This window comes from Arthrobacter sp. AZCC_0090 (genome assembly GCF_014207375.1).
Classification (GTDB): Bacteria; Actinomycetota; Actinomycetes; order Actinomycetales; family Micrococcaceae; genus Arthrobacter.
The window spans coordinates 85,137-104,869 of the sequence record NZ_JACHEE010000004.1; the positions used below are offsets into that span (position 1 = coordinate 85,137).

A 19,733-nucleotide genomic window follows, 5' to 3' on the forward strand; every position below is an offset into this window, starting at 1 on the left:
GGGTTTGTGGACGTCCAACAAAATCACGATCCCACAGGCCCATTACCGTCGAGAAGGAACGCACCATCCCCTGCAAGTAGCGGCCGAGGAGCACCATGACCACCCAGCCAAACCCAAGGCGTACGTCCACCTATCAGATTCTGGAAACAGCCCGCGAGCAAGTCCTCGCGAAGGGCGAAGGCCTCAGAGAATCCCAGTTGCTCGAGATCCTGGAGCTCCCGGACGAGGCCATTCCCGAGGCCCTCCAGCTTGCCCACGAAGTCCGTTTGGAGCACTGCGGCGAAGAGGTCGAGGTGGAAGGCATCATCTCCATCAAGACCGGAGGATGCCCGGAAGACTGCCATTTCTGCAGCCAATCGGGCCTGTTTGACAGCCCGGTCCGCGGCGTCTGGCTCGACATCCCCGAGCTCGTCAAAGCCGCCAAAGAAACCGCCGCCACCGGGGCAACGGAGTTCTGCATCGTAGCTGCCGTCCGTGGCCCGGACATCAAGCTGATGAACCAGATCAAGTTCGCGATCGACCGCATCAACGCAGAAGTGAACATCAACATCGCCTGTTCCTTGGGCATGCTCACCCAGCGCCAAGTGGACCAGCTCGCCGAATGGGGCGTCCACCGCTACAACCACAACCTCGAAACAGCTCGCAGCTACTTCCCCGAGGTCGTCACCACCCACAGCTACGAGGAACGCCTGGACACCTGCAATATGGTCAAGGCCGCCGGCATGGAACTTTGCTGCGGCGCCCTGATCGGGATGGGCGAAACCACCGCCCAGCGGGCCGAGCTCGCGAGCCAACTCGCAGCCCTCGAACCCCACGAAGTCCCACTCAACTTCCTCAATCCGCGCCCGGGAACACCTCTCGAAAACCAGGGAATCATGGACGGCAAAGACGCCCTCCGAGCGATCGCGGCGTTCCGTCTCGCCATGCCGCGGACCGTCCTGCGCTACGCCGGCGGGCGGGAATTGACCCTGGGCGATCTCGGCACCCGCGAAGGCCTCATGGGCGGCATCAACGCCGTGATCGTCGGTAACTACCTCACCACGCTGGGGCGTCCGGCCGACGCGGACCTCAACCTCCTCGTGGAGCTGAACATGCCCATCAAGGAACTCCAGAAGTCGCTGTGAGCACGACTGAGACGGCAAGCTTCTGCGGGCACTGCGGCGAGCCCGCCGCGCAACGCGAGCCCGCCGCGCAGCGCGAGCCCGCCGCGAAAGGCGACCCGGTAACCCAAGGTGAGCGCCCGACGTCGGACGCTCACCAAAGCTGTCGGCAGCGCCTCGCGATGGAGCCTCCCCGCTATTGCGCCGCGTGCCGGCGGCGCATGAAAGTCCAGGTCACGCCGCTCGGCTGGACCGCCGAGTGCTCGCGTCACGGACGGCTCACGCCATGAGCGTCATCCAGCGAGACCTCATCCAGCGAGACCGCGCAAGCCTTTGGCATCCGTACGCTCCTGCGTCGGGGACGCTGCCATTGTGGGAAGTCGAAGACGCCGACGGCGTGATGCTGCGGCTACGTGACGAAGCCGGCGGCGGGCATGAGGTGCTCGATGCCATGTCCTCGTGGTGGTCCGTCATCCACGGTTACCGGAACCCCGTCCTCGACGCCGCGGCGAAGCGCCAACTAGACACATTCAGCCATGTGATGTTCGGCGGCCTCACGCACGAACCAGCTGTGCAATTGGCTGAACGGCTCGTGGCCATGGCTCCTTTCGCCGCAGATCGTCCACGGTTGGAGCGGGTTTTCCTTGCGGATTCGGGGTCGGTGTCCGTGGAGGTGGCGCTCAAGCTGGCGGTGCAGTTCCAGACCGCATCGGGGTTCCCCAAGCGGCAACGTTTCCTCAGCATCCGCGGCGGTTACCACGGCGACACCTTCGCGGCAATGGGGGTCTGCGACCCCGTGGAGGGCATGCATTCGGCCTTCCCGGGCCTGCTCGCTCCCAATGTGTTCGCCGCGAGGCCACCCGCAGTGGGCTCACCGCCGGAGGAGATCGCGGAGTGGCAGGCCCAGGTTGAAGGCCTCGCAGCGGAACACGCCGATGAACTGGCGGCGATCATCGTAGAGCCCGTGCTTCAGGGCGCCGGCGGCATGTTCATCTACGCCGCCGAATGCCTGCGCATCCTCCGCGACATCGCCGATCGGCACGGGATCCTCCTGATCCTCGACGAGATCGCCACGGGTTTCGGCCGCACGGGAGAGCTGTTCGCCGCGGAACATGTGGGCGTGGTTCCGGACATCATGTGCGTCGGCAAGGCGCTCACCGGCGGCTACCTTACGCTGGCGGCAACGCTGTGCACGGGCGACGTGGCGGCCCGGGTTTCGGGCGGCAGCGCGGGCGCCTTGCTGCACGGCCCCACGTTCATGGGCAATCCGCTCGCGTGTGCCGTGGCCAATGCGAGCCTGGGAATTCTCGACGGCGGCGCGTGGCGCACCGATGTGGCCCGGATCGGCACGGGCCTGGCCGCTGGTCTCGAAGCCGCTCATGCGCTCGACGCCGTCAAAGAGGTCCGCACGATCGGCGCCGTGGGCGTCATCGAGCTGAACACGGAAGTGGACGTCGCCGACGTGACGAGTGCCGCCGTCGGGCACGGGGTCTGGGTGCGGCCATTCCGGAACCTTGTCTACGCGATGCCGCCATATGTCAGCACCGCGGAAGAGGTCCGGCGGATGGCCGACGGCATGGTTGCGGCTGTCGCCGAGGTGTACGGCCCATGAGCACGTCCATGACCGCATGGTTGGAACAACAGGCTGCGGTCCGCGAGCGCCGGGGCTTGGTCCGGACTCCTGTGACGCGAGGTGCGGCAGACACCTCCGTAGATCTGGCGAGCAACGACTATCTTGGCCTCGCGACGGACCCGAGGCTGGCAGAGGCTGCCCGGGAAGCGATCGGTCGTTGGGGAACCGGTGCCACCTCCTCGCGACTGGTTGCCGGAACCACGGCGTTGCACCTGGAACTCGAAAACGAGCTTGCGAAGCTGACAGCCATGGAATCCGCGTTGGTCTTCTCGTCCGGGTACTTGGCCAATCTGGGGGTTACTACGGCACTCGGCGGCCCTGGAACACTCATTGTGGCCGACGAACATTGCCACGCTTCGCTGATTGACGGTTTTCGCCTGAGCCGTTCGAGGGTGGAAACGGTCCCCCACAACGATCTCCTCGCAACCGAGCACCACCTGCGCAAGCGCACGGAACCTCGAGCCCTGATCGCGGTCGAGTCCATCTACAGCGTCTTCGGCGACGCCGCCCCGCTCTCCCAGCTGTTGGCACTGGCCGAAGAGTACGACGCGATGCTGCTCGTGGACGAAGCCCATAGCCTCGGCGTTGCGGGACAAGGAGCGTTTCAGGGGTTCGGCGCGGTAGCGGGAACGGATCTCTCAGGCCACCCCAACGTGGTCCTGACGGCGACGCTCTCCAAGTCGCTCGGCAGCCAGGGCGGTGCCGTGCTGGGCAGTGCCCTGCTTCGCGAACACCTCGTCAACAGGGCACGCAGCTTCATCTTCGACACCGGGCTCGCGCCGTCTTCGGCCGCAGCCGCGCTGGCCGCCGTCGGGATCATCCGCACGGAACCCTGGCGGGCTGCCGCCGTCCACCGGAATGCTGCCAGCCTTGCGGCGGGTCTGGCGCCGGCGGTCGAGGCGCCGGTGCTGCACGGGCGGGGCATCGCCGTCGCGCCCGTTCAGCCAGCCGGCGCCGTGCAATCGATACCCACGCCGTCGGCCGCTGCCGCACTTGCGGCAAGCCAGGCCGCGCACCGGGCGGGTGTCAGGGTCGGCTGCTTCCGGCCGCCGTCAGTCACCGACGGCGTCTCGCGCCTCCGGCTGACCGCCCGCGCCACCCTGACACCTCACGACATTGACTACGCGTGCGCAACGTTGCGCAGCATCTTGGAGGAAACTCAGTGAAACTACCCCAAATTGTGCTGGTCACCGGAACGGACACCGGCGTCGGCAAGACGGTCACGACGGCGGCACTTGCCTCTGCGCTGCAAGCTGAGGGCTGCTCGGTGGCCGTGTACAAGCCGTGCCAAAGCGGCGCTGCAAAAGGTGACTCTGACTGCGCGGAAATCACCCGTCTGGCCGGACCGCTGACTGTCGAGGCCGGCGTCGTGCTTCAAGAACCCCTCGCCCCGGTTCCCGCGGCCGCGTTGGATGGAGTCAAGCTGCCGCCGCTCGCGGCACATGCCAGACGCGTCCGCAAACTCGCCAGCGCCCATGACCATGTCCTCGTGGAGGGCTCCGGCGGTCTCCTCGTGGAGCTAGATCACGACGGCGGCACGCTGGCAGATCTGGGCGAGCACCTTGGGCGGGACGCGACTTTTGTGGTGGTTGCGCGTCCCGCATTGGGAACCTTGAACCACACAGCACTGACGCTCGAGGCCTTGGATCGCAGGGAACTGGCCGTCCTGGGTGTGGTCCTGGGAACGTGGCCGGATGAACCGGGCGTCCTGGAACACGGCAACCGGGCAACCCTGGGCTCGCTGCGGCCGCTTCTCGGGGTGTTGCCCGAGCGTGCCGCCGACCTTCCATCAGTGACGTTCAGGGCAGCGAGCACACACTGGTTGAGCGGAGTCTGGTCATGAACGCCACTTCTGCCAGCGCCCGGACATGTCCCTATCTGGTGCTGCGCGAGCCGGCGGCGGTGCGGGAGGTCCTGCATCGGCCGGAGGACTTCAGCCCGGCGAATGCCCTGATCGCTGTGACGCCGCTGTCCGGACCTTCGTTGCGCGTGCTGCAGTGTGCCCGCTTCGCCTTGCCGCCGGTGCTGGCCAGCAACGATACCTCTTCCCATGCGGGCATCCGCAAGGTGGTGGCGGGGTTCTTCACCCCGGCAACAGTGGGGGCTTTCGAGCCACGGATTCGCGAGATCGCGCAGGATGCTGGTGCCTCGGCGGTCGGGCTGCTGGAGACGACTGGGCGGGTGGATCTGGTGCAAGTCGTGGCCGCCTACCCGCCGGCAATCGTGATGTTGGAGCTTCTAGGTCTTCCGGTGCGCGATCTTCCTGAGTTGAAAGCCTGGAGCCTGGACTCCTTGGAGCTTTTCTGGGGTTGGCCGGATCCTGAGCGTCAACTGGAACTGGCCCACAGCGCCGCCAAGTTCTATGGCTGGCTGCGCGAGCTTGTCTTTGAGGCTGTGGCATCTTCCGGACGGAACCTCTTCAAGTCGTTGGCGGAGCACGGTCTCAGCACTCCCGAGATCTGTTCCTTGGGCTACTTCCTGCTCATCGCGGGGCAGGAAACCACCACCCAACTCATCAGCACGGCGTTGTTCCGGCTCGCCGAGGGATCAGCGGGCATTTCTTGGGATGACGCCGCGTCCGGCTCCACGGCCCGGGACCTCATCCGCCACGTCCTCGCCACCGAGTCTTCAGTCCCCACCTGGCGCCGGATTGCCACCCAGGACACCATGCTCGACGGCGAGCGCATCCCCGCAGGCGCCGAAATCCTGCTGAAGCTCACGGGGAACCACGCGCTGTCGGAGCAGGGTTCGACAGCCCGCGGGCTCGGCCCAACGGCCTTCGGGCTCGGCCCAACGGCCTTCGGGCCCTGTCCAACGGCCTACGGTCTGGCCTTCGGCTCAGGGATTCACCGCTGCCTCGGTGCGAAACTCGCGGAACTGGAGGCCGCCGTCGTTGTGCAGGAAACCGCGGCAGCGCTACGAGGCGTTCGCTTGGCGGACGCGGAACCCGAATGGATCCGTTTGTTGTCCTTCCAGGCGCCGCGGACGGTCAGCGTCGAGTTCTGACGAAATCCGTGGCTTCGTTCACGGCCGGAGCGTCCGGGTGGATGCTCCGGGTCTCCGATCGCTGGTTCCGGGTACGAATCCAGTCGCCCGGGTGCACCTTCGGCAAAATTTTTGCGATGGCCAACGCGCCATACATCAAGGTATTGATCGCAACGAAAGTCGCCAAAATGGCGAACCACTCGGAATGTAAGATTTCCTCGGGAAAAAGGATTCCGGCGGGAAGGGAAGTGGAAATAGCCATGGTTACGCCGCCTTCGAAAATTCGCCCGCCGGCGAATGGTTGAGGTGTTTCCACTTGGCTTGCCGGCCTAGGGAGATGTCGATTATTCCTTTGACATAAACCACGTTGAGGAACATATCGAAGAACAACTCCGGAAAGAGCGTGACGGCCAAAAGACGTGCCCGCCAACCACCCTTCCACACTGTGACAACCCGCTCGATCGAGAAGACGGTCCCGAGTCCCAGCCAGAACGGGAACCAAACCCAGCTATCCAGCGACAACACCATCAAGAGGATCAGGAGAAGGTAAGCGCTAAGGGCAATGACCCCATACCCGATGCCGAATTGCTGCGCCCAGTAGCGAAGTGTCTGCGGCGTGGCGCCATAAGCGCCGAGGTTTTCCAAGGCCCCCCGCTGCCAACGTAGTCGCTGTGCCCACAGCATACGGAAATTAGGCATCAATTCGGTGACCACTGTGCACTGCATGGGGGAAATCATGAGGCCGCCGAGGGACTTCAAGGAAATCGTCAGCTCATTGTCTTCGGTCAGCGACGCAGTGTCATAAACGTCGCCGTGAATTCCCGGGATCGACTCACCACGGCTTTGCGCAACAGTGCGCAATGCACGGGGGCGGAAGATCGAAGCCGTGCCCGTCAATACAAAAACACGGCCGCGCCTGCGTCCGATTTCACGGGAGTACCGTATGTATTCGTTGCGTTGGAACTGGCCGACAATTCCATGTCCTTCTTCCCCGTAGAAAAGACCTCCGACAGCCATCAATGCCCTGTCATTGCTCATGCGCGAAACCGCGGCCTCCAGGAATCCATCGTCGAGCCTGGTATCAGCGTCCATCACCATGACGACGTCGTTGTCCCCCTGGTCCGGGAGCAGCCACTTCAGCGTTTGGTTAAGGGCGCCGGCCTTCTTCTTCGTGTTGTTCATGGATTCAAAGACCTCAACCCCGGCCTCACGGGCGAGGGCGACAGTTGCGTCCGTGCAGTTGTCGGCAACGACGATCACGCGTTCCGGGCGATGCGATTGGGACAAAAGGGAAGCAATAGTGAGCGGCAGCGAAGCTTCTTCGTTGTGCGCCGGGATCAAGACCGTCACCGTTACCGGGCCGGCGTACACGCCGCGGGTTTCCGCCATGACAATTTTCGGAGCCAGCGGTGTCTGCGGATTCGCGGAGCGACGTGATCTGTTGGCGATGCGCCGCTCCAATAAAGCCACGCCAGCGGAAAGCAGAAGCGCAAAAGCGATAGCCATGAGAATCACTCGTGGTTCCGGCGCCACCGAATCGTAAAGAACCCTCCAAACACCAATAACGATGCCCTCGGCCCGCGACCCCGCCGCTGAATTTCCCGTTGAGGCTACAGCCAACCACAAAAGGGCCGCCGCACCGCTAACGGTTACCGCGATAACAATGCCGACCAGACGCTGAAATATTCCTCGACCCACCGGCGAATGTTATCAGTCGCCCGCCACATGAAGAACTTTTACGATTTTCCCGGAGCCAGACGATAGCCCACCCCGCGTACTGTTTGGAGCCAGCGCGGATTCTGTGCGTCGTCACCGAGTTTGCGGCGAAGATTTCCGATATGTACTTCCACGGACCGTTCGTCAGCATCGCTCGTGTAAATCCCGACGTCGTAGGGTTCATTCCGGAGGCGACGTACAAGGTCCGCTTTACTCAAAACAGTCCGGCCTGCTTCAAGGAACGAGTGCAAAAGGTCGAACTCCGTCGGGGTTAAGCTGACGTCTTCGCCGTCGATGGAAACGGTCCGGGTCGCGTAACTGAATTCGAGACCGTTGTGCCGAAAAGTTCGGGATGACAGGGCCTCGTCCGGGTGGACTGCCGTTGCCAAAACTCCCGAGCGCGGGCGGCGCATCATGGCCGCCACCCGGGCACGAAGCTCCCGGGGGCGGAAAGGCTTGGTCAAGTAGTCATCAGCACCGGATTCCAAGCCCAGGAGGGTGTCCAACTCTTCGGCCTTGGCCGTCAGCATGACGATATATGCGTCCGAAAATTCCCGGACCTGGCGTGCCACTTCGAAGCCGTCGATATCCGGCAGGCCCAAGTCCAGGGTGATGACATGGGGCTGTAAATCACGCGCCGCCTGGATACCGGCTGTCCCGTTCGTAGCCACATGAACCTCGAAGCCGGCTTGGCCCAAGACAACGCGGACCAGTTCTCGGATGTCGTGGTCGTCTTCTACGACAAGTCCAACCCGCAGTTCAGTCATCCCAGCCCTCTCAGCCCTGCTACGGATGGAAGTATATCGGGCGACCGGTATCCTTCAGGCATGCGACGTGACCTCGAGCAGATGCGAACTTCAGCAGCATGAAACGTCCATTTGAATGGGACGCCAAGAGCGGCCGGGTGATGTTCTTTCAGCACGCCTTCCATGAGTATTCGCTCACGGACCGTGTTGCCCTCAGTCAGTTGCCCCTCACTGTGACGGTGTGCCTCACGGCGGCCCTTGTTGCCCTGCATTTCCCCGCAACCCTGGGCAATCCATTCTTCGTCGTCTTCCTGGCAACCCAAGCTGCTGCCTGGGTCCTCTGCCACGCGGTTCCGTGGGACAAACTCCCTTTTCCCACCTTCCTCGCGATCCCGCTCCTGGATATGGTGTCCATCAGTTTGGGGCGTGAAGGCGGCCAGGACAGCCCCATCGGTATCAGCCTCCTGACCGTGTTTCCCGTCATCTGGCTGTGCGCCTCGGGGTTGTTCCGGCGCTCTGCCATGGTTATTTCATTCCTAGGGCCGCTCGCCATGATCTGGGTCCCGCAATTCCTGCATGGAACGTACACGCCGCAGGATCTGATGCGCGGTTTGCTGCTGCCCATCATGATGTTTGGCATCGGAGTGTCCATCAGCGTCATGACCCAGAGCATGGTCCTGCAGCAAAAGAGCCTCGAGGAAAGAGACGCCGCGCTGCACCGGGCCCTGGCGGATAGCCAACAGAAGGAGCGTTTGCTCAACACAGTTCTGGAAACCGTCCATCTTGGGGTTGTCGCCATCGACGCTGACGGCCGCGAAATGATGATGAACCGCAAACAGCGGAAAAACCATGTGCTTGGAACGCCTGGAGGTACAGGCGGCCACGGTGAATCGCAGCTTTTGGTTTTCGACGCGGACCGCACCACCCCCACGGCGGCGGATCGCAGGCCGATACGCCGCGCTGCCCTGGGACAGGAGTTCACCGACTACCTCATCTGGGTCGGGACGGGCAGTGAACAGCGCGCTTTCACCACCAGTGCACGCTCCATGAAGGACGACGACGGCAGCTACTCGGGTTCAGTGATCGTTTTCAGCGATGTCACGGTCCTGATGCACGCTTTAGCCGCGAAGGACGATTTCGTGTCGAACGTGTCGCATGAGTTCCGTACCCCGCTGACGTCCATCACCGGGTACGTGGAGCTTGTCCTGGAGGATGCCGAGGACTTGCCGCAGTGGGTAGTACAGCAACTCGAGATTGTTCAGCGAAACGCCGAGCGGCTCCTCTCCCTGGTCTCGGACCTGTTGGCTGTCCGCTCGGGACACATGATCGTTCTGCCCCACGCGGTGGACCTCTCCGAACTGGTCAAGACGAGTGTTGCCTCCGCCGAGCCAAAAGCCAACGACGGCGGCGTGCGGCTTCACGTCGACGCCCCCGAACGCTTGGAGGCACATGTCGACGCCAACCGTATTTCCCAAGTCCTGGACAACCTCATTTCCAATGCCATCAAATACTCCCCCGACGGCGGCGACGTACACGTCACGCTGTTGCAGGAGGAAAACGCAGTAGTGTGCCACGTCAAAGACACCGGTATGGGCATGGGCAAACAGGACCAGACGGATGCCTTCACCCGGTACTTCAGGGCCGAAAACGTTCGCAATACGGCCATTCACGGCGTCGGTTTGGGACTTTCCATCTGCAAGTCAATCGTCGACGCCCACGGCGGGACCATCGGCCTGGAGAGCGTTCCCGGCGAAGGAACAACGTTCACGTTCCGCGTTCCGACCTGACCCCAGCCGACCCCCGCTCACCTATGGGCCACGTCCGGCAAACGCTCGTTCACGTTTGGCGGGTTTCGGGCCGACCCGCGCTCACCTATGGGGCACGTCCGGCAAACGCTCCTCCAGATGAATAAGTGCCCGAGCGTCCGCCATAAACCCAACATAAGTGCCCGAGCGTCCGTCAAAAACCCAATATAAGTGAGCGAGCATCGCTGGGGAGGGCCTGCGTAGACTGAGGATATGGGCGAGAGCCGTGATCTGCTGACGCCTGAGCAACGCAGCCTGAACATGTCCAAGATCCGGGGCAAGAATACCAAGCCCGAGCTCTTGGTCCGTCGGCTCCTGCATGCCAAGGGGTACCGCTACCGGCTCCACGGGCGAACCGCGGGCGGGAAGTTGCCCGGCAGTCCGGATCTCGTATTTGCAGGCCGGCACAAGGTGATTTTCGTCAACGGATGCTTCTGGCACTTCCACGATTGCAGGGCCGGCCAGCACGCGCCAACGGCCAACGCGGACTTCTGGGAAGCAAAGCGGAACCGCACCCGGGAGCGCGACGCCGCGCAACGGGAACTGCTGAGAGCCTCAGGTTGGGAGGTTCTCACCGTGTGGGAGTGCGAACTGCGGGACAGTTCGGCTTTGGAGAATCAGCTCACGCAGTTCCTCGACGGCGGCCGAACAGGAAGTAGCTCAGCGGCCCAAAGAAGTTGATGAAACTCGCTGCCCTCCACAGGGCTTTACTCCCTCGGATTTGGGCCGCGGGGGTCCTGGAGATGCTGCGTTGTGCCGCCACTAGGAGCGCCAATTGCCCTGCGCCCACCACGACCACGCCAGCGCGTTGCCCTGGGGTCATGTCTTTCCAGGATTTCTTCTTCCTGCCGTGCATATTCTTGCCGCGCATGATGCCTCCGTCTGCAAATGACTGCCCTCTCAGGCTAGTCCGACAGCCGCCTTGACGGAACAGGTCCCCACCACCTCCCTAACCTCGCTGCGCTCGGCCAGGGAACCCGGGCGGAGGCCCCTCACAGACGAGCCTGGCGGACCACTTCTCCCCAAGACTGCTGGGCCAGGTCCGTGACAGAGGCAAGGATCTCCGCCGGTGGCCGCGACAAGTCAAGCGGATACTCCACAATGTCGATGTCCGTGTTGAGGATCCTCCGCAGCTTCATCTCGCCCTTGCCCGCGTAGACCAGCCATGCAGTGGGCACCTGCAGGGCAGTGCAGTAAGCCAGCATTTGGTAATGGTCCGCGTTGAGCGAAGCCCCGGAATCCGTCGCAGCCTTGTATTTGGAGCCGTACGCCACCACGGGCCTGCCACCCAGGAAATGCACAGCGTCCGGGCGCACCGTGAGCCGATCCGAATCCCGCACGGCCTCATTAAGGGTGGCACCATATTGAAGCCGCATTTCGCCCGGATGTGCACGCATGGCCTGGCGTAGCGCAACGCCCACGAATTCCTCAAACACAGTGGACATGTCCACTACGAACGAGGCTGTCTGCTGCTTCCCCTCACCCGCTTCGGCCGAGGCATTCCGCAGGATCAACTCAGCCAAACGGAGCACAGGATGGTAGCGGAGATTCATCCGGTTGGCCTGCCACTTCGGGAGGGGCGCCCCGGACTGTAGCCGCGTGACGGCGTCGAGCTTTCCCTTAAGCTGCCTCAAGCGGCTGAGGACGTTCTGCCGTACGCCAGGCACCTTGCCCATCCGCTCAAGCGCGGCACGCAGAATACGGTTTTCGGCAATGTCCTCGGTGAATTCATCGTAGGAAACTTCCAGCGGAACCAGCATCCCGGGGCGGCGTGAGATCTGGTCCGAGATCCGGATTCGGCCTTTGACCGTCCGGAGGGACTCGTCCACGGTCAGGTATCCCTGCAACGGACCACGGCTGAGGGCCCGCTCCGCCAGTTGGGCGAGTGATTCCGCGAGCGCGCTCCACAAGTCCTGATGTTCGACGGCGGCCACCGCGTCCTCGCGGAAGCCTTGATCCCCGGCGTAGCTGAGCAGGAACAGGAGCCGGCTCAAGCCGAGGCGGTCCTTGGGCCGTACCTCGAACTGGGTGGTCGGCGTCCGCACGGAACCGACCTTGCCCACGGGCTCGATCCGGTAGAGACCCATCCCCATGGGTGAGGCCTTCGCGAGCCCGCTGGAGTTGAGCAGCGCGGCGGTGTCCGGATCAAGCTTGTCCACGATGCCGCCGGAGAGCTCGTCCATGACGATGTGCCGAACAGCCGGGACCTTTGTGGAAGCGCGGGCGGCGGGCCGTCCGATACCCGGTGCGCGGGCGGGCCGGGGTGGAGCTGCCTTAGCGGGCCGCAAGTCGACCCAACAACTGGTCCAGGCCGAAGCGCTCCTCCAGCTGGGCTCGGTTCAACTGACCGTGGTAGTGCTCCTCCAAGAGCGGCATGAGCTCGTACTTCCAGATCCGGCGCAGCCCGGCGGGGTTCTGGGCCGCGTTCTTCATGAAATAGGAGGGTCCGATCATCAGGTCCCGGTCCCAGTCGTCAATGGAGTCGTTCAAGGCATCAAGCAGGTCCGCGTTGAGGGTATCCAGGCCGCGGGCAGCGAGGAAGCGACGAAGCGAGCCGCGGATCGGTTCCACCTTCGGGTGCAATTCGACGAAAGCGAAACGGCGGCGGATGGCCGCATCCATCATGGCGATGGAGCGGTCTGCCGTGTTCATGGTGCCGATGATGTAAAGGTTGTCCGGCAGGCTGAACGGCTCGTTGGGGCTGTACTGGAGATAGATGCGGTCGTCGCGGTACTCCAACAGGAAGTACAGCTCACCGAACACCTTGGCCAGGTTTGCCCGGTTCATTTCGTCGATGATGAGGAAGTAGGGCTTGTTGGAATTCCCGGGTTTCGCGGCTTCTTCCGCGAGGCGTCGCAGCGGTCCGGCCACGAGCTTGAACGAAACCTGGCCGTCGTCGGTCTTGTCCGGCCGGTAGCCCTCGAAGAAGTCCTCGTACGCGTATGACGGGTGGAACTGCACCAGCTTGACACGTTCGTCGGTGCTATCCCCCGCGAGCTCGGCAGCCAAGTGCTTGGCGAGGTAGGTCTTGCCTGTCCCCGGCGGCCCATAGAGCACCAGTTGGCGGTTCTCCTCCAGAAGCTCGGCGATCTCCTTGAGCGGCTCGAGTTCCATGTGCAAGGAGGCAGCGAACTCGTCCGTGAGGGGGCGGAACCCTTCCAAGACGGGCTCGACGACGGTGTCCGGGGCGGCGGTGTCCTCGCCGTCGGATTCGGCTTCGGCAGGCAGGAGCGACTGCAGCGACTGGATAACCTTGGTGACGTCCACGACAATCCCCGGCGTGGAGAGCTGGCGTTGGACGTGCCGTGGAGCCTCCGCGATGGGGTGGGTCTCGTCAAACCAGCGCACTTTGCGGCGCAGCCGGCGGTTATCTCCGTTGTGTTCAGGTTCTCCCAGGACCACGCCGATCCTGACGGCTCCGGAGCTCTGGAACAGGGCGAGATCGCCCGGCTTCATCACGGTCAGGAATGCGAAGACCGCGGTCTTGGTATCTTCACGCTCCACATAGCCGAGATGTTTGTAATCTTCGTCCACCGCATGCTGGACCACACCAGCTGTGACGCCGGGGTTGAGTTCGCGGAGGTGTTCGACGTCGAGGGTTGACTTTTCTTCGTCCTGCCACCCGGCGAGGAGCTCGGCGGAGTCTTGGTGCGTGCGTAGCAGCCATGCACGGCGGCCGGGATCTCCCACTTTGCGCCATTGGCTGACGAGCTGCCGATCGTACCAATCGATGCGCTGGCCCGCCTGTTCGTCCAGGTGCAGCCGGATCCGGTGGACGTCCGCGGTGATGTCGTTTTCGGTTTCGCCGTGGGCGCCGCCTACGAGAGAAGCGAATGCGTCCCGGATTTCGCGCCGCTCCACATCAGCCACCACGGGCTCGAAGTAGCTGGGCCATGCCAGGTATTCGATGCTTCGCCGGATGGCTGGCTGGTCCTCGGGTGTTGCCGCGGCGAGTTCGTGGAATTTCAATGGGTCTTTGAGGGCTTTGGTGATGCTCGCGTTGGACTGGCCGTCCACGTGCGCCACGAAACGGCATAGCCAGGTGAGGTGGTCCCAGATGGTCCAGTTGAACTCTGCGGTCCGGTCACGGATGACGCCGTGATCCGTCATGCCTTGGTACAGCTCCTTGGGCAGCTCGAGCTCGGGATCGAGCCAAGACGCAGCCTCGGCAACGCGGGCACGCTTCACCTTGAGCGACTTGACCTCATGGGCCAGTGGCAGGGATTGGAGGAAGAGGAGCTCCACGGCGAGCAACTTGGCTTCCCGCGATGCCCCTTCCAGGTTTTGGCGCAGGTTGGTCATCATGGGCGCTTTGGAGTCCGCGACGCCGCGCTCCAACCGCTCCAGGAGCTCGGCGGCGGCGTCCACGGTCCAGGTACGGGTACCGGAGTCGAGCGCAGAAGCCTTGCCTTGCAGCCCCGGCCCCAGCACGAACCACGCCGCATCTTCGATCTCCTTGGAGATACCGGGGGCACGGGTCAGCGGGGTTTTGGTGGAGGGAGTCACCCTGCCAACTTACATGGTTTGGCAGGGTGACGGCATCAGGAAAGCTGGCGTCCCCGCCTCATGCGCCCCACCTCATGTCTTCTGCCACATGCGTCCCGTCTCTTGCCTTCTGCCGCACGCGTGCCGCGCCGGTGCACTCAGCAAATCAGTGCATTCCGAACCGATAGCTGGCAGGCACGGGCTCGCCTGGGCACACTTTCTGCCAGAGGTCCGCGATCCCGTCCTCTCCTTCGCGGATGTCCGGTATCTCGACGCCGTCCCGCAACATCCCCGCTGCTTCCAGGCCCCTGCCGACGCCCGCAAGGGCGAGTGCCGTCAAGAAACGAACGCGTCCGACGTCGGACATTCCGGCAGGTGCCTCGCTCGCCAACGCGAGTGCTTGGGCGGGGTTTCCGTGCCGGATGTTGAGGGTCATGGCTTCGCTGAGCAGGGGGATGCTGCTCAGCTCCAGCCGGCTTGCGGCGGCCAGTTCAGCCAAGCCTTCGTCAATGTTGTTGGTGGCGAGCAGCGCAGTGGCCCGGCCCCGGTGGGCGAGGACTGTGGAACGAGGCGAAAGCGAGGCGGTTCCGAGGGCGTCACCATACCCGGTGATCGCGCCGGCGAGGTCTTGGCGGGCGTGCTTCATGGTGGCCAGGTGGAACTGGGCCTCTGCTCCCCCATCCTTCGCGAGGAGTTCTTCCCAATCGGTTCCAGCCACGAAACTCTTGGCGCCAAGGAAACTCGCTCCATCCAACAGGCTGTGCCAAGGACCTGTTTCCTCGATGGCCTCCGGGGTTGCATCATCGGCGAAGGGTGTACCGATTTCGTCCAGCCACCCGCGGCCTGAGCGTCGCCGTCGGGCACTTTCCAAAGCACCCCAGGCGCTGCCGCGCACCAGCATCTCGTCCGGAGGCAGCCCGTAGTTCCGCGTGGCTTCGGCGAGCGCGTCTTCAAGCTCCGCGTCCGGGACGAGGTCTTCGAGCCGGGCGCTGGCGTGGGCCACAGCCCCATCCCAATCCTGTCCATGGGAGGTTCCGGGATCCAGTTTGGCGTTGCCGTAGGCCTCCACCCAGCTCCACTCGGCGCCGGCAGGCATGACGAGGTGCTCGAACTGGGTTTGCGCCAGCCCAGCCTGGATCTCCGCGTACGGGCCGGCTCCGGGGCTGAGCCATTCCTGCCAGCGCTTCCCGCCGTCGCCCTGGCCCCAGACGAACAGCTTCTTCCCCCGCAGGAGGCTTGTGGACAGCATGGCCAGGCCGTCGCCGTCGCGGTCTACCGCGGCTATCCAATGCCGATGTCCCGGCTGGATGTCGAAGAAGAAGTCCGCCGCGTGCGGGCTGTTGACGAGCCACGTGGCATCCGTTCCTTGGTGCTCCGTGGGCCGGACGCGGGCGATGTCCGTGGTGTAGTCACTGCCGAAGGCCTCGGAGGCGGGCGCAATCACCCGTGTTTCCGGCGTCTCCGGAACGGCGGCGTTGCTCCACCAGTACATGGGGACGTCGTGGTCATGGGGGTTGCGGATCCGGACCGCGGTGAGGAGAACGTCCGAGTCCTCCGGAAGCCACATGTCGACCTGGAAAACCACTTCCCGGAGGCGTTCGAACTCCCACATCCGCAGCACGTCGTGCCCCTCGGGCGTTTTGACGATGGCGGTGTGCAAAGGATCGCACGTGGTGGGCGAGTGCCCGCGGGTGCCAATGTTCCATTCGAGGCCGCCGGCGAACCAGGCTTTGCGGAGCGCGATGTTGGCGAACTGCAGGGTTCCGTGGGTGTGAAGAAGCTGTTTACCCGAGGCTTTGTCGAGGAGCTCCCAGAGCCTGCCGCCCAAGGTCGGGAGGACAACTGCCCGCAGCTTGCTGTTTTCGAGCACGACGGCGGGCACCTCGTGGGCGGTCCGCTCACGCGAGTAGCCGTCCTGCATCAGGTACGGGAACATGTTCGGCACTTGCCCATAGCGGGCGGCGGCCTGCAATTCCTCCGGGACGCCGTCGCCGATCCTGTAGGGCTGGTCCAGTTCTGCCATGACCACCGGCAGCGGGCTGTTGGGACCCAACTCCGCCATGTTCAGGGTGACGGTGGAGAAGCCCAGGGTGCTTGCCTTGTCCGTCTTCTCGGTATTTTCGAACATCAGTGTTTTCCAATCGTCAACAGAAGCCCGCGCTTCGGCTCAAGGGTGATGGGCTGGCCGGACCCGTAGCTCGCAGCCGTTTGAAATCCTTCGATGGGCTGCACCGTCACCGGGCTCGCGGCGAGGCCCGCAGCCCCATCAGCCGACAGCGCTGAGGCCGCTCCGCCGTCGAACACCAATGACACGTCCACCGGTTCAGCCGCCCACGACGCGAGCGCCACTACCGCTGAGCCATCCGACGTCAGCCAGGTGGTGGTCAAAACCTCCGGGTTGCTGCTCCGGATCGGGGCGTCGCTGGCCCAATGGCCGATCATGGTGGCTTCCTCCAGGCCGTTGTCCGCCCAGAATCGCCACAACGGCCGGTTGTCGATGGCGGGTGCCCGGCCTGTCATGGCGAACACCATGCCGCGCCAGGGATTGCCGCCACCTTCCAACATCTCCCCCATCAGGCCAAAGGGAATCCCGGAAAGCTCCACGAGCCAGTATTCGGGAGAGGTATTTTCGTAGTCGAAGTACTCCCCGAACCACAGCCTGTCCACATAGGGCATGTGCTCCATGTACAGGTTCGCCGAAGAAGCGAACCCGTCCCGAGCGGTGAACTGATTGGCCGAATGCAGGTCGATGTCCGGTCCCGATGTTTCCCCGCAATTTCGCTCCAAGACTTTGCGGACGCGGAGCATGCTGTGGCGGTCGTAGGCGATGTCATCGAGGTAGATGCCGTCTATGCCGGTGCGACGGACCAGCTCGGCCAGGCTTTTCACGTAGAAGTTCTCCCAACGCGATTCCCCGCTGGTGACCACCGCGATGTCATCCACGTCGGGGGCGAACCACGCGGACACATAGCCGCTGCCAACGTGTTCCTGCAACCAGATGTGGCCGAGGCCCGGTCCGTCGCTGAACACTTCGTGTCCCAGGGAGAGCAACGGCAGCAGCTCGGGGCTATGGAAGGTCAGTTCCCGGACGGTGTTGTAGACCTTGGCCTTGAGACCGCTCCGGTGAGCTTCCTCGACGTAGTTGGCCAATCTTCCGGCCGTGAGAAGGGGATCGTTGATGTACGGGGCCGGTGCCGTGGCGTGATGGACATTGACCATGGTGGCGCCAGACGCAGCGATGGCCTCCGGCTCGGCAGGGGCGTGGAAGAAGCGATGAGCCAAATGCTTGGCAGGGGTAATGGGCTTGAAAGGAGTGAGCAAGAGCCGGAAGTCGAAGTCCAGCGTCTGCCCCGCGGCCAAGCTGCGGCTGCCGCTGAAGGCAGAGAGCGTGACTGTTTCGCCTGCAGTCCGCAGCGCCACACCACCCTGCACCGAGGCGCCTTGCCGGTTGGCCCACGACGCCGGTTCCACCAGCGGCTTCTCTCGGTAAAAGTTGGTGTTGAGTGGCCGTTGATAATTGCCGTCGCGCAGGGCAAGTTGCAGGCCTGCGTTTACGCTGCCCAGCCAGAAGGAGTCCTGGTTGTGATCTGCCACGTCCCAGGTCCAATCAAGGATTTCGGGTCGGCGGCCGCCGGGAACGCCGAGCCCCATGGCGAGCGGAACAACGGCCTCGTGGAAGTCGAGCCGCAAGCCGGCGTCGTCCACCTCCAGCGGTTGCCCGCCGGTGAGGCGCAGCGAAATGGTACACGCGCCGTCGGCCTCCAAGGTGCCGCGCAGCTCTGCTGAGAGCCCGACGTCGGTCGGCTCGCCGGCTGTCCACTGCGAGCGCCACGACACTTGGGCGGGGCCGTCGACCGTGAACTCCAGGGTCGAGTAGCTCCATCGCAACGGCCCTTTCCCGCCAGGGAGGTCGGCAAGGGTGATGTCGAAATGGAAAGGCGCGGCGAGCAGTTCGACGGCGGGGCCATCACACGCGGTGACCGCAGGAGTGAAGGTCGAGGTCAGCTGGGCCGGGAGGCCGGACTCCGCAAGCTGCACCTGGCGGCCGAGGATGCTGAGCCTGCGGCCCGGTTCGTCAAGAAGCACAGACGTGAACGGGGCGACGAGTTCGCGATCCTGGGCTGCCGCCGAATCCAGCCAAGCAAGGCGGCGAAGGTACTCAGGCCTTCCAAAGCCGCCTTCGAGAATGTCCGGATCAGCGTCGTCGAGCGTCAGGACGTCCAAAGAGATAACCACGGTACTGGCCGCGCCGCCATCCGCCGTCACGATGACGCTTGCCGTGAGGGTGGTTCCGGCGGCGTCGAACGGGATGGACAGCACGGTGTACAGGGCCTGCACGCTGCCGCGCGGAACGGTCAACGTGCGGGACATGGGCTTCCCCAAACGGTCCGCGCCACCGGTGTTGATGCAATGTCCAGCCGTGGGCGGCTGCACTTCCACCGTGACACCCGCGAGGTCCTGGATGGCGTAGAGGCCCAGCTGAATAATGTAGTCCTCGCCGGGCTGCGCAGTGTCGTTGAATTCCGTGCATGGACCATCGATGGCCCAGTGCGCCGGGAGGGCGTCCCGCATGGAGATAGGGGTGAGCCGGTTCTCCGGGAAGAGCAGGAAGGGTTCCGCAGGGTGCCGTTCGTGCAACGCGGCCACTTCGTCCGGGGTGGCGGTGAAATTCATGGGAGCGAAGGAATCCCGGGCACTTGCGGCCTCATAGCGGATCACCCGCGCGTTCCGGATCTGTTGTGATGGCTCGCCACCTAGCGCTTTCAGACGCCGGGCGGACTGCTCGACGGCGGCGGCCCACTGCGGTTCCGCGGACGGCCTTCGAGGCAGGTACTGAGCCTGGGGGTAGTGGGGCTTTCCAAGCATCGCGTACGGAAGGTAGTAGAAGTAGTAGTCGCCGGGTCCATCCACTGGTTCGAAGACGATCTGGCCGGACTCCCGCTCAGCGCGCTCCACCACCACATTGCGGACCCGGCGACCGCTCTCCGCAGAGACCACCACGATCTCCACGCTCGCTGGTTCATCGTCATGGCGCCGCCAAGGCAGGATCACCCGGCTCGCGGCAACTCCCGCGGTAGGGGGTGCCCCATGCGCGCGCCCGCCTCCCCCGCCGACGAGCTCGGCCTCCCCGTCCACGATGGCCACCCGCACGACGAAGCGGTGGTTGCCATAGAGCAGCTTGTCCCACGCTCCTGTGCCACACTCCACCTCCGGATGGCCCGAAAGGTCCGAGCGGATAGCAGTATGGCCGAATTGCATCTTT

Annotated in this window: 15 protein-coding genes; 7 read left to right on the forward strand and 8 right to left on the reverse strand. The window is 63.9% G+C overall.

From position 1 onward, the window contains the following. Positions 1–95: 95 nt before the first annotated feature. From bioB to HNP00_RS07735, 5 genes are all read left to right on the forward strand, one after another. The gene (gene bioB / locus HNP00_RS07715; RefSeq protein WP_184737637.1) at positions 96–1,124 is read left to right on the forward strand and encodes a biotin synthase BioB; all 1,029 of its coding nucleotides are present in this window, start codon (positions 96–98) and stop codon (positions 1,122–1,124) included. A gap of 262 nt (positions 1,125–1,386) precedes the next feature. Next, positions 1,387–2,712, forward strand: coding sequence for an adenosylmethionine--8-amino-7-oxononanoate transaminase (locus HNP00_RS07720; protein ID WP_184737639.1), 1,326 nt, complete (start codon positions 1,387–1,389; stop codon positions 2,710–2,712). Positions 2,713–2,720: 8 nt separating this feature from the next. Then, complete coding sequence (locus HNP00_RS07725; RefSeq protein ID WP_184738161.1) at positions 2,721–3,899, forward strand: 8-amino-7-oxononanoate synthase; 1,179 nt, start codon at positions 2,721–2,723, stop codon at positions 3,897–3,899. Beyond that, positions 3,896–4,576 (forward strand): dethiobiotin synthase, encoded by a 681-nt coding sequence (gene bioD / locus HNP00_RS07730; RefSeq protein WP_184737640.1) that lies wholly within the window; start codon positions 3,896–3,898, stop codon positions 4,574–4,576. The genes HNP00_RS07725 and bioD overlap by 4 nt, the downstream gene beginning before the upstream one ends. Beyond that, a complete protein-coding gene (locus HNP00_RS07735; RefSeq protein ID WP_184737643.1) occupies positions 4,573–5,739 on the forward strand; it encodes a cytochrome P450 in 1,167 nt (388 codons plus the stop codon). Before bioD ends, HNP00_RS07735 begins: the two co-directional genes overlap by 4 nt. Here HNP00_RS07735 and HNP00_RS07740 read toward each other — a convergent pair. The 3 genes from HNP00_RS07740 to HNP00_RS07750 form a co-directional block, all read right to left on the reverse strand. Beyond that, positions 5,723–5,980: a hypothetical protein gene (locus tag HNP00_RS07740; protein WP_221451319.1), complete on the reverse strand. Its 258-nt coding sequence runs from the start codon at positions 5,978–5,980 to the stop codon at positions 5,723–5,725. The genes HNP00_RS07735 and HNP00_RS07740 overlap by 17 nt on opposite strands. Before the next feature lie 2 nt (positions 5,981–5,982). Then, entirely contained in the window at positions 5,983–7,224 is a 1,242-nt protein-coding gene (locus tag HNP00_RS07745) for a glycosyltransferase (RefSeq protein ID WP_260404842.1), read from the reverse strand. A gap of 230 nt (positions 7,225–7,454) precedes the next feature. Next, the gene (locus tag HNP00_RS07750; RefSeq protein WP_184737645.1) at positions 7,455–8,201 is read right to left on the reverse strand and encodes a response regulator transcription factor; all 747 of its coding nucleotides are present in this window, start codon (positions 8,199–8,201) and stop codon (positions 7,455–7,457) included. A 98-nt stretch (positions 8,202–8,299) separates the two neighbouring features. Between HNP00_RS07750 and HNP00_RS07755 the strand changes: the two genes are divergently transcribed. Further along, positions 8,300–9,967, forward strand: coding sequence for a cell wall metabolism sensor histidine kinase WalK (locus HNP00_RS07755; RefSeq protein ID WP_260404843.1), 1,668 nt, complete (start codon positions 8,300–8,302; stop codon positions 9,965–9,967). 231 nt (positions 9,968–10,198) lie between these two features. After that, positions 10,199–10,666: a very short patch repair endonuclease gene (locus HNP00_RS07760; RefSeq protein ID WP_184737647.1), complete on the forward strand. Its 468-nt coding sequence runs from the start codon at positions 10,199–10,201 to the stop codon at positions 10,664–10,666. Here HNP00_RS07760 and HNP00_RS23195 read toward each other — a convergent pair. The 5 genes from HNP00_RS23195 to HNP00_RS07785 form a co-directional block, all read right to left on the reverse strand. Further along, positions 10,608–10,856 (reverse strand): PLDc N-terminal domain-containing protein, encoded by a 249-nt coding sequence (locus tag HNP00_RS23195; protein ID WP_395893798.1) that lies wholly within the window; start codon positions 10,854–10,856, stop codon positions 10,608–10,610. The two genes, HNP00_RS07760 and HNP00_RS23195, sit on opposite strands and share 59 nt — an antisense overlap. Before the next feature lie 121 nt (positions 10,857–10,977). Then, a complete protein-coding gene (locus HNP00_RS07770) occupies positions 10,978–12,168 on the reverse strand; it encodes a 5-methylcytosine restriction system specificity protein McrC (RefSeq protein ID WP_184737649.1) in 1,191 nt (396 codons plus the stop codon). A 91-nt stretch (positions 12,169–12,259) separates the two neighbouring features. Continuing rightward, positions 12,260–14,491, reverse strand: a complete 2,232-nt coding sequence (locus tag HNP00_RS07775; RefSeq protein WP_184737651.1) for an AAA family ATPase — start codon at positions 14,489–14,491, stop codon at positions 12,260–12,262. Between the two features lie 145 nt (positions 14,492–14,636). Beyond that, positions 14,637–16,598, reverse strand: a complete 1,962-nt coding sequence (locus HNP00_RS07780) for a DUF5107 domain-containing protein (RefSeq protein ID WP_260404844.1) — start codon at positions 16,596–16,598, stop codon at positions 14,637–14,639. After that, complete coding sequence (locus HNP00_RS07785) at positions 16,598–19,729, reverse strand: glycoside hydrolase domain-containing protein (RefSeq protein WP_184737653.1); 3,132 nt, start codon at positions 19,727–19,729, stop codon at positions 16,598–16,600. Before HNP00_RS07785 ends, HNP00_RS07780 begins: the two co-directional genes overlap by 1 nt. Between the last annotated feature and the right edge of the window lie 4 nt (positions 19,730–19,733).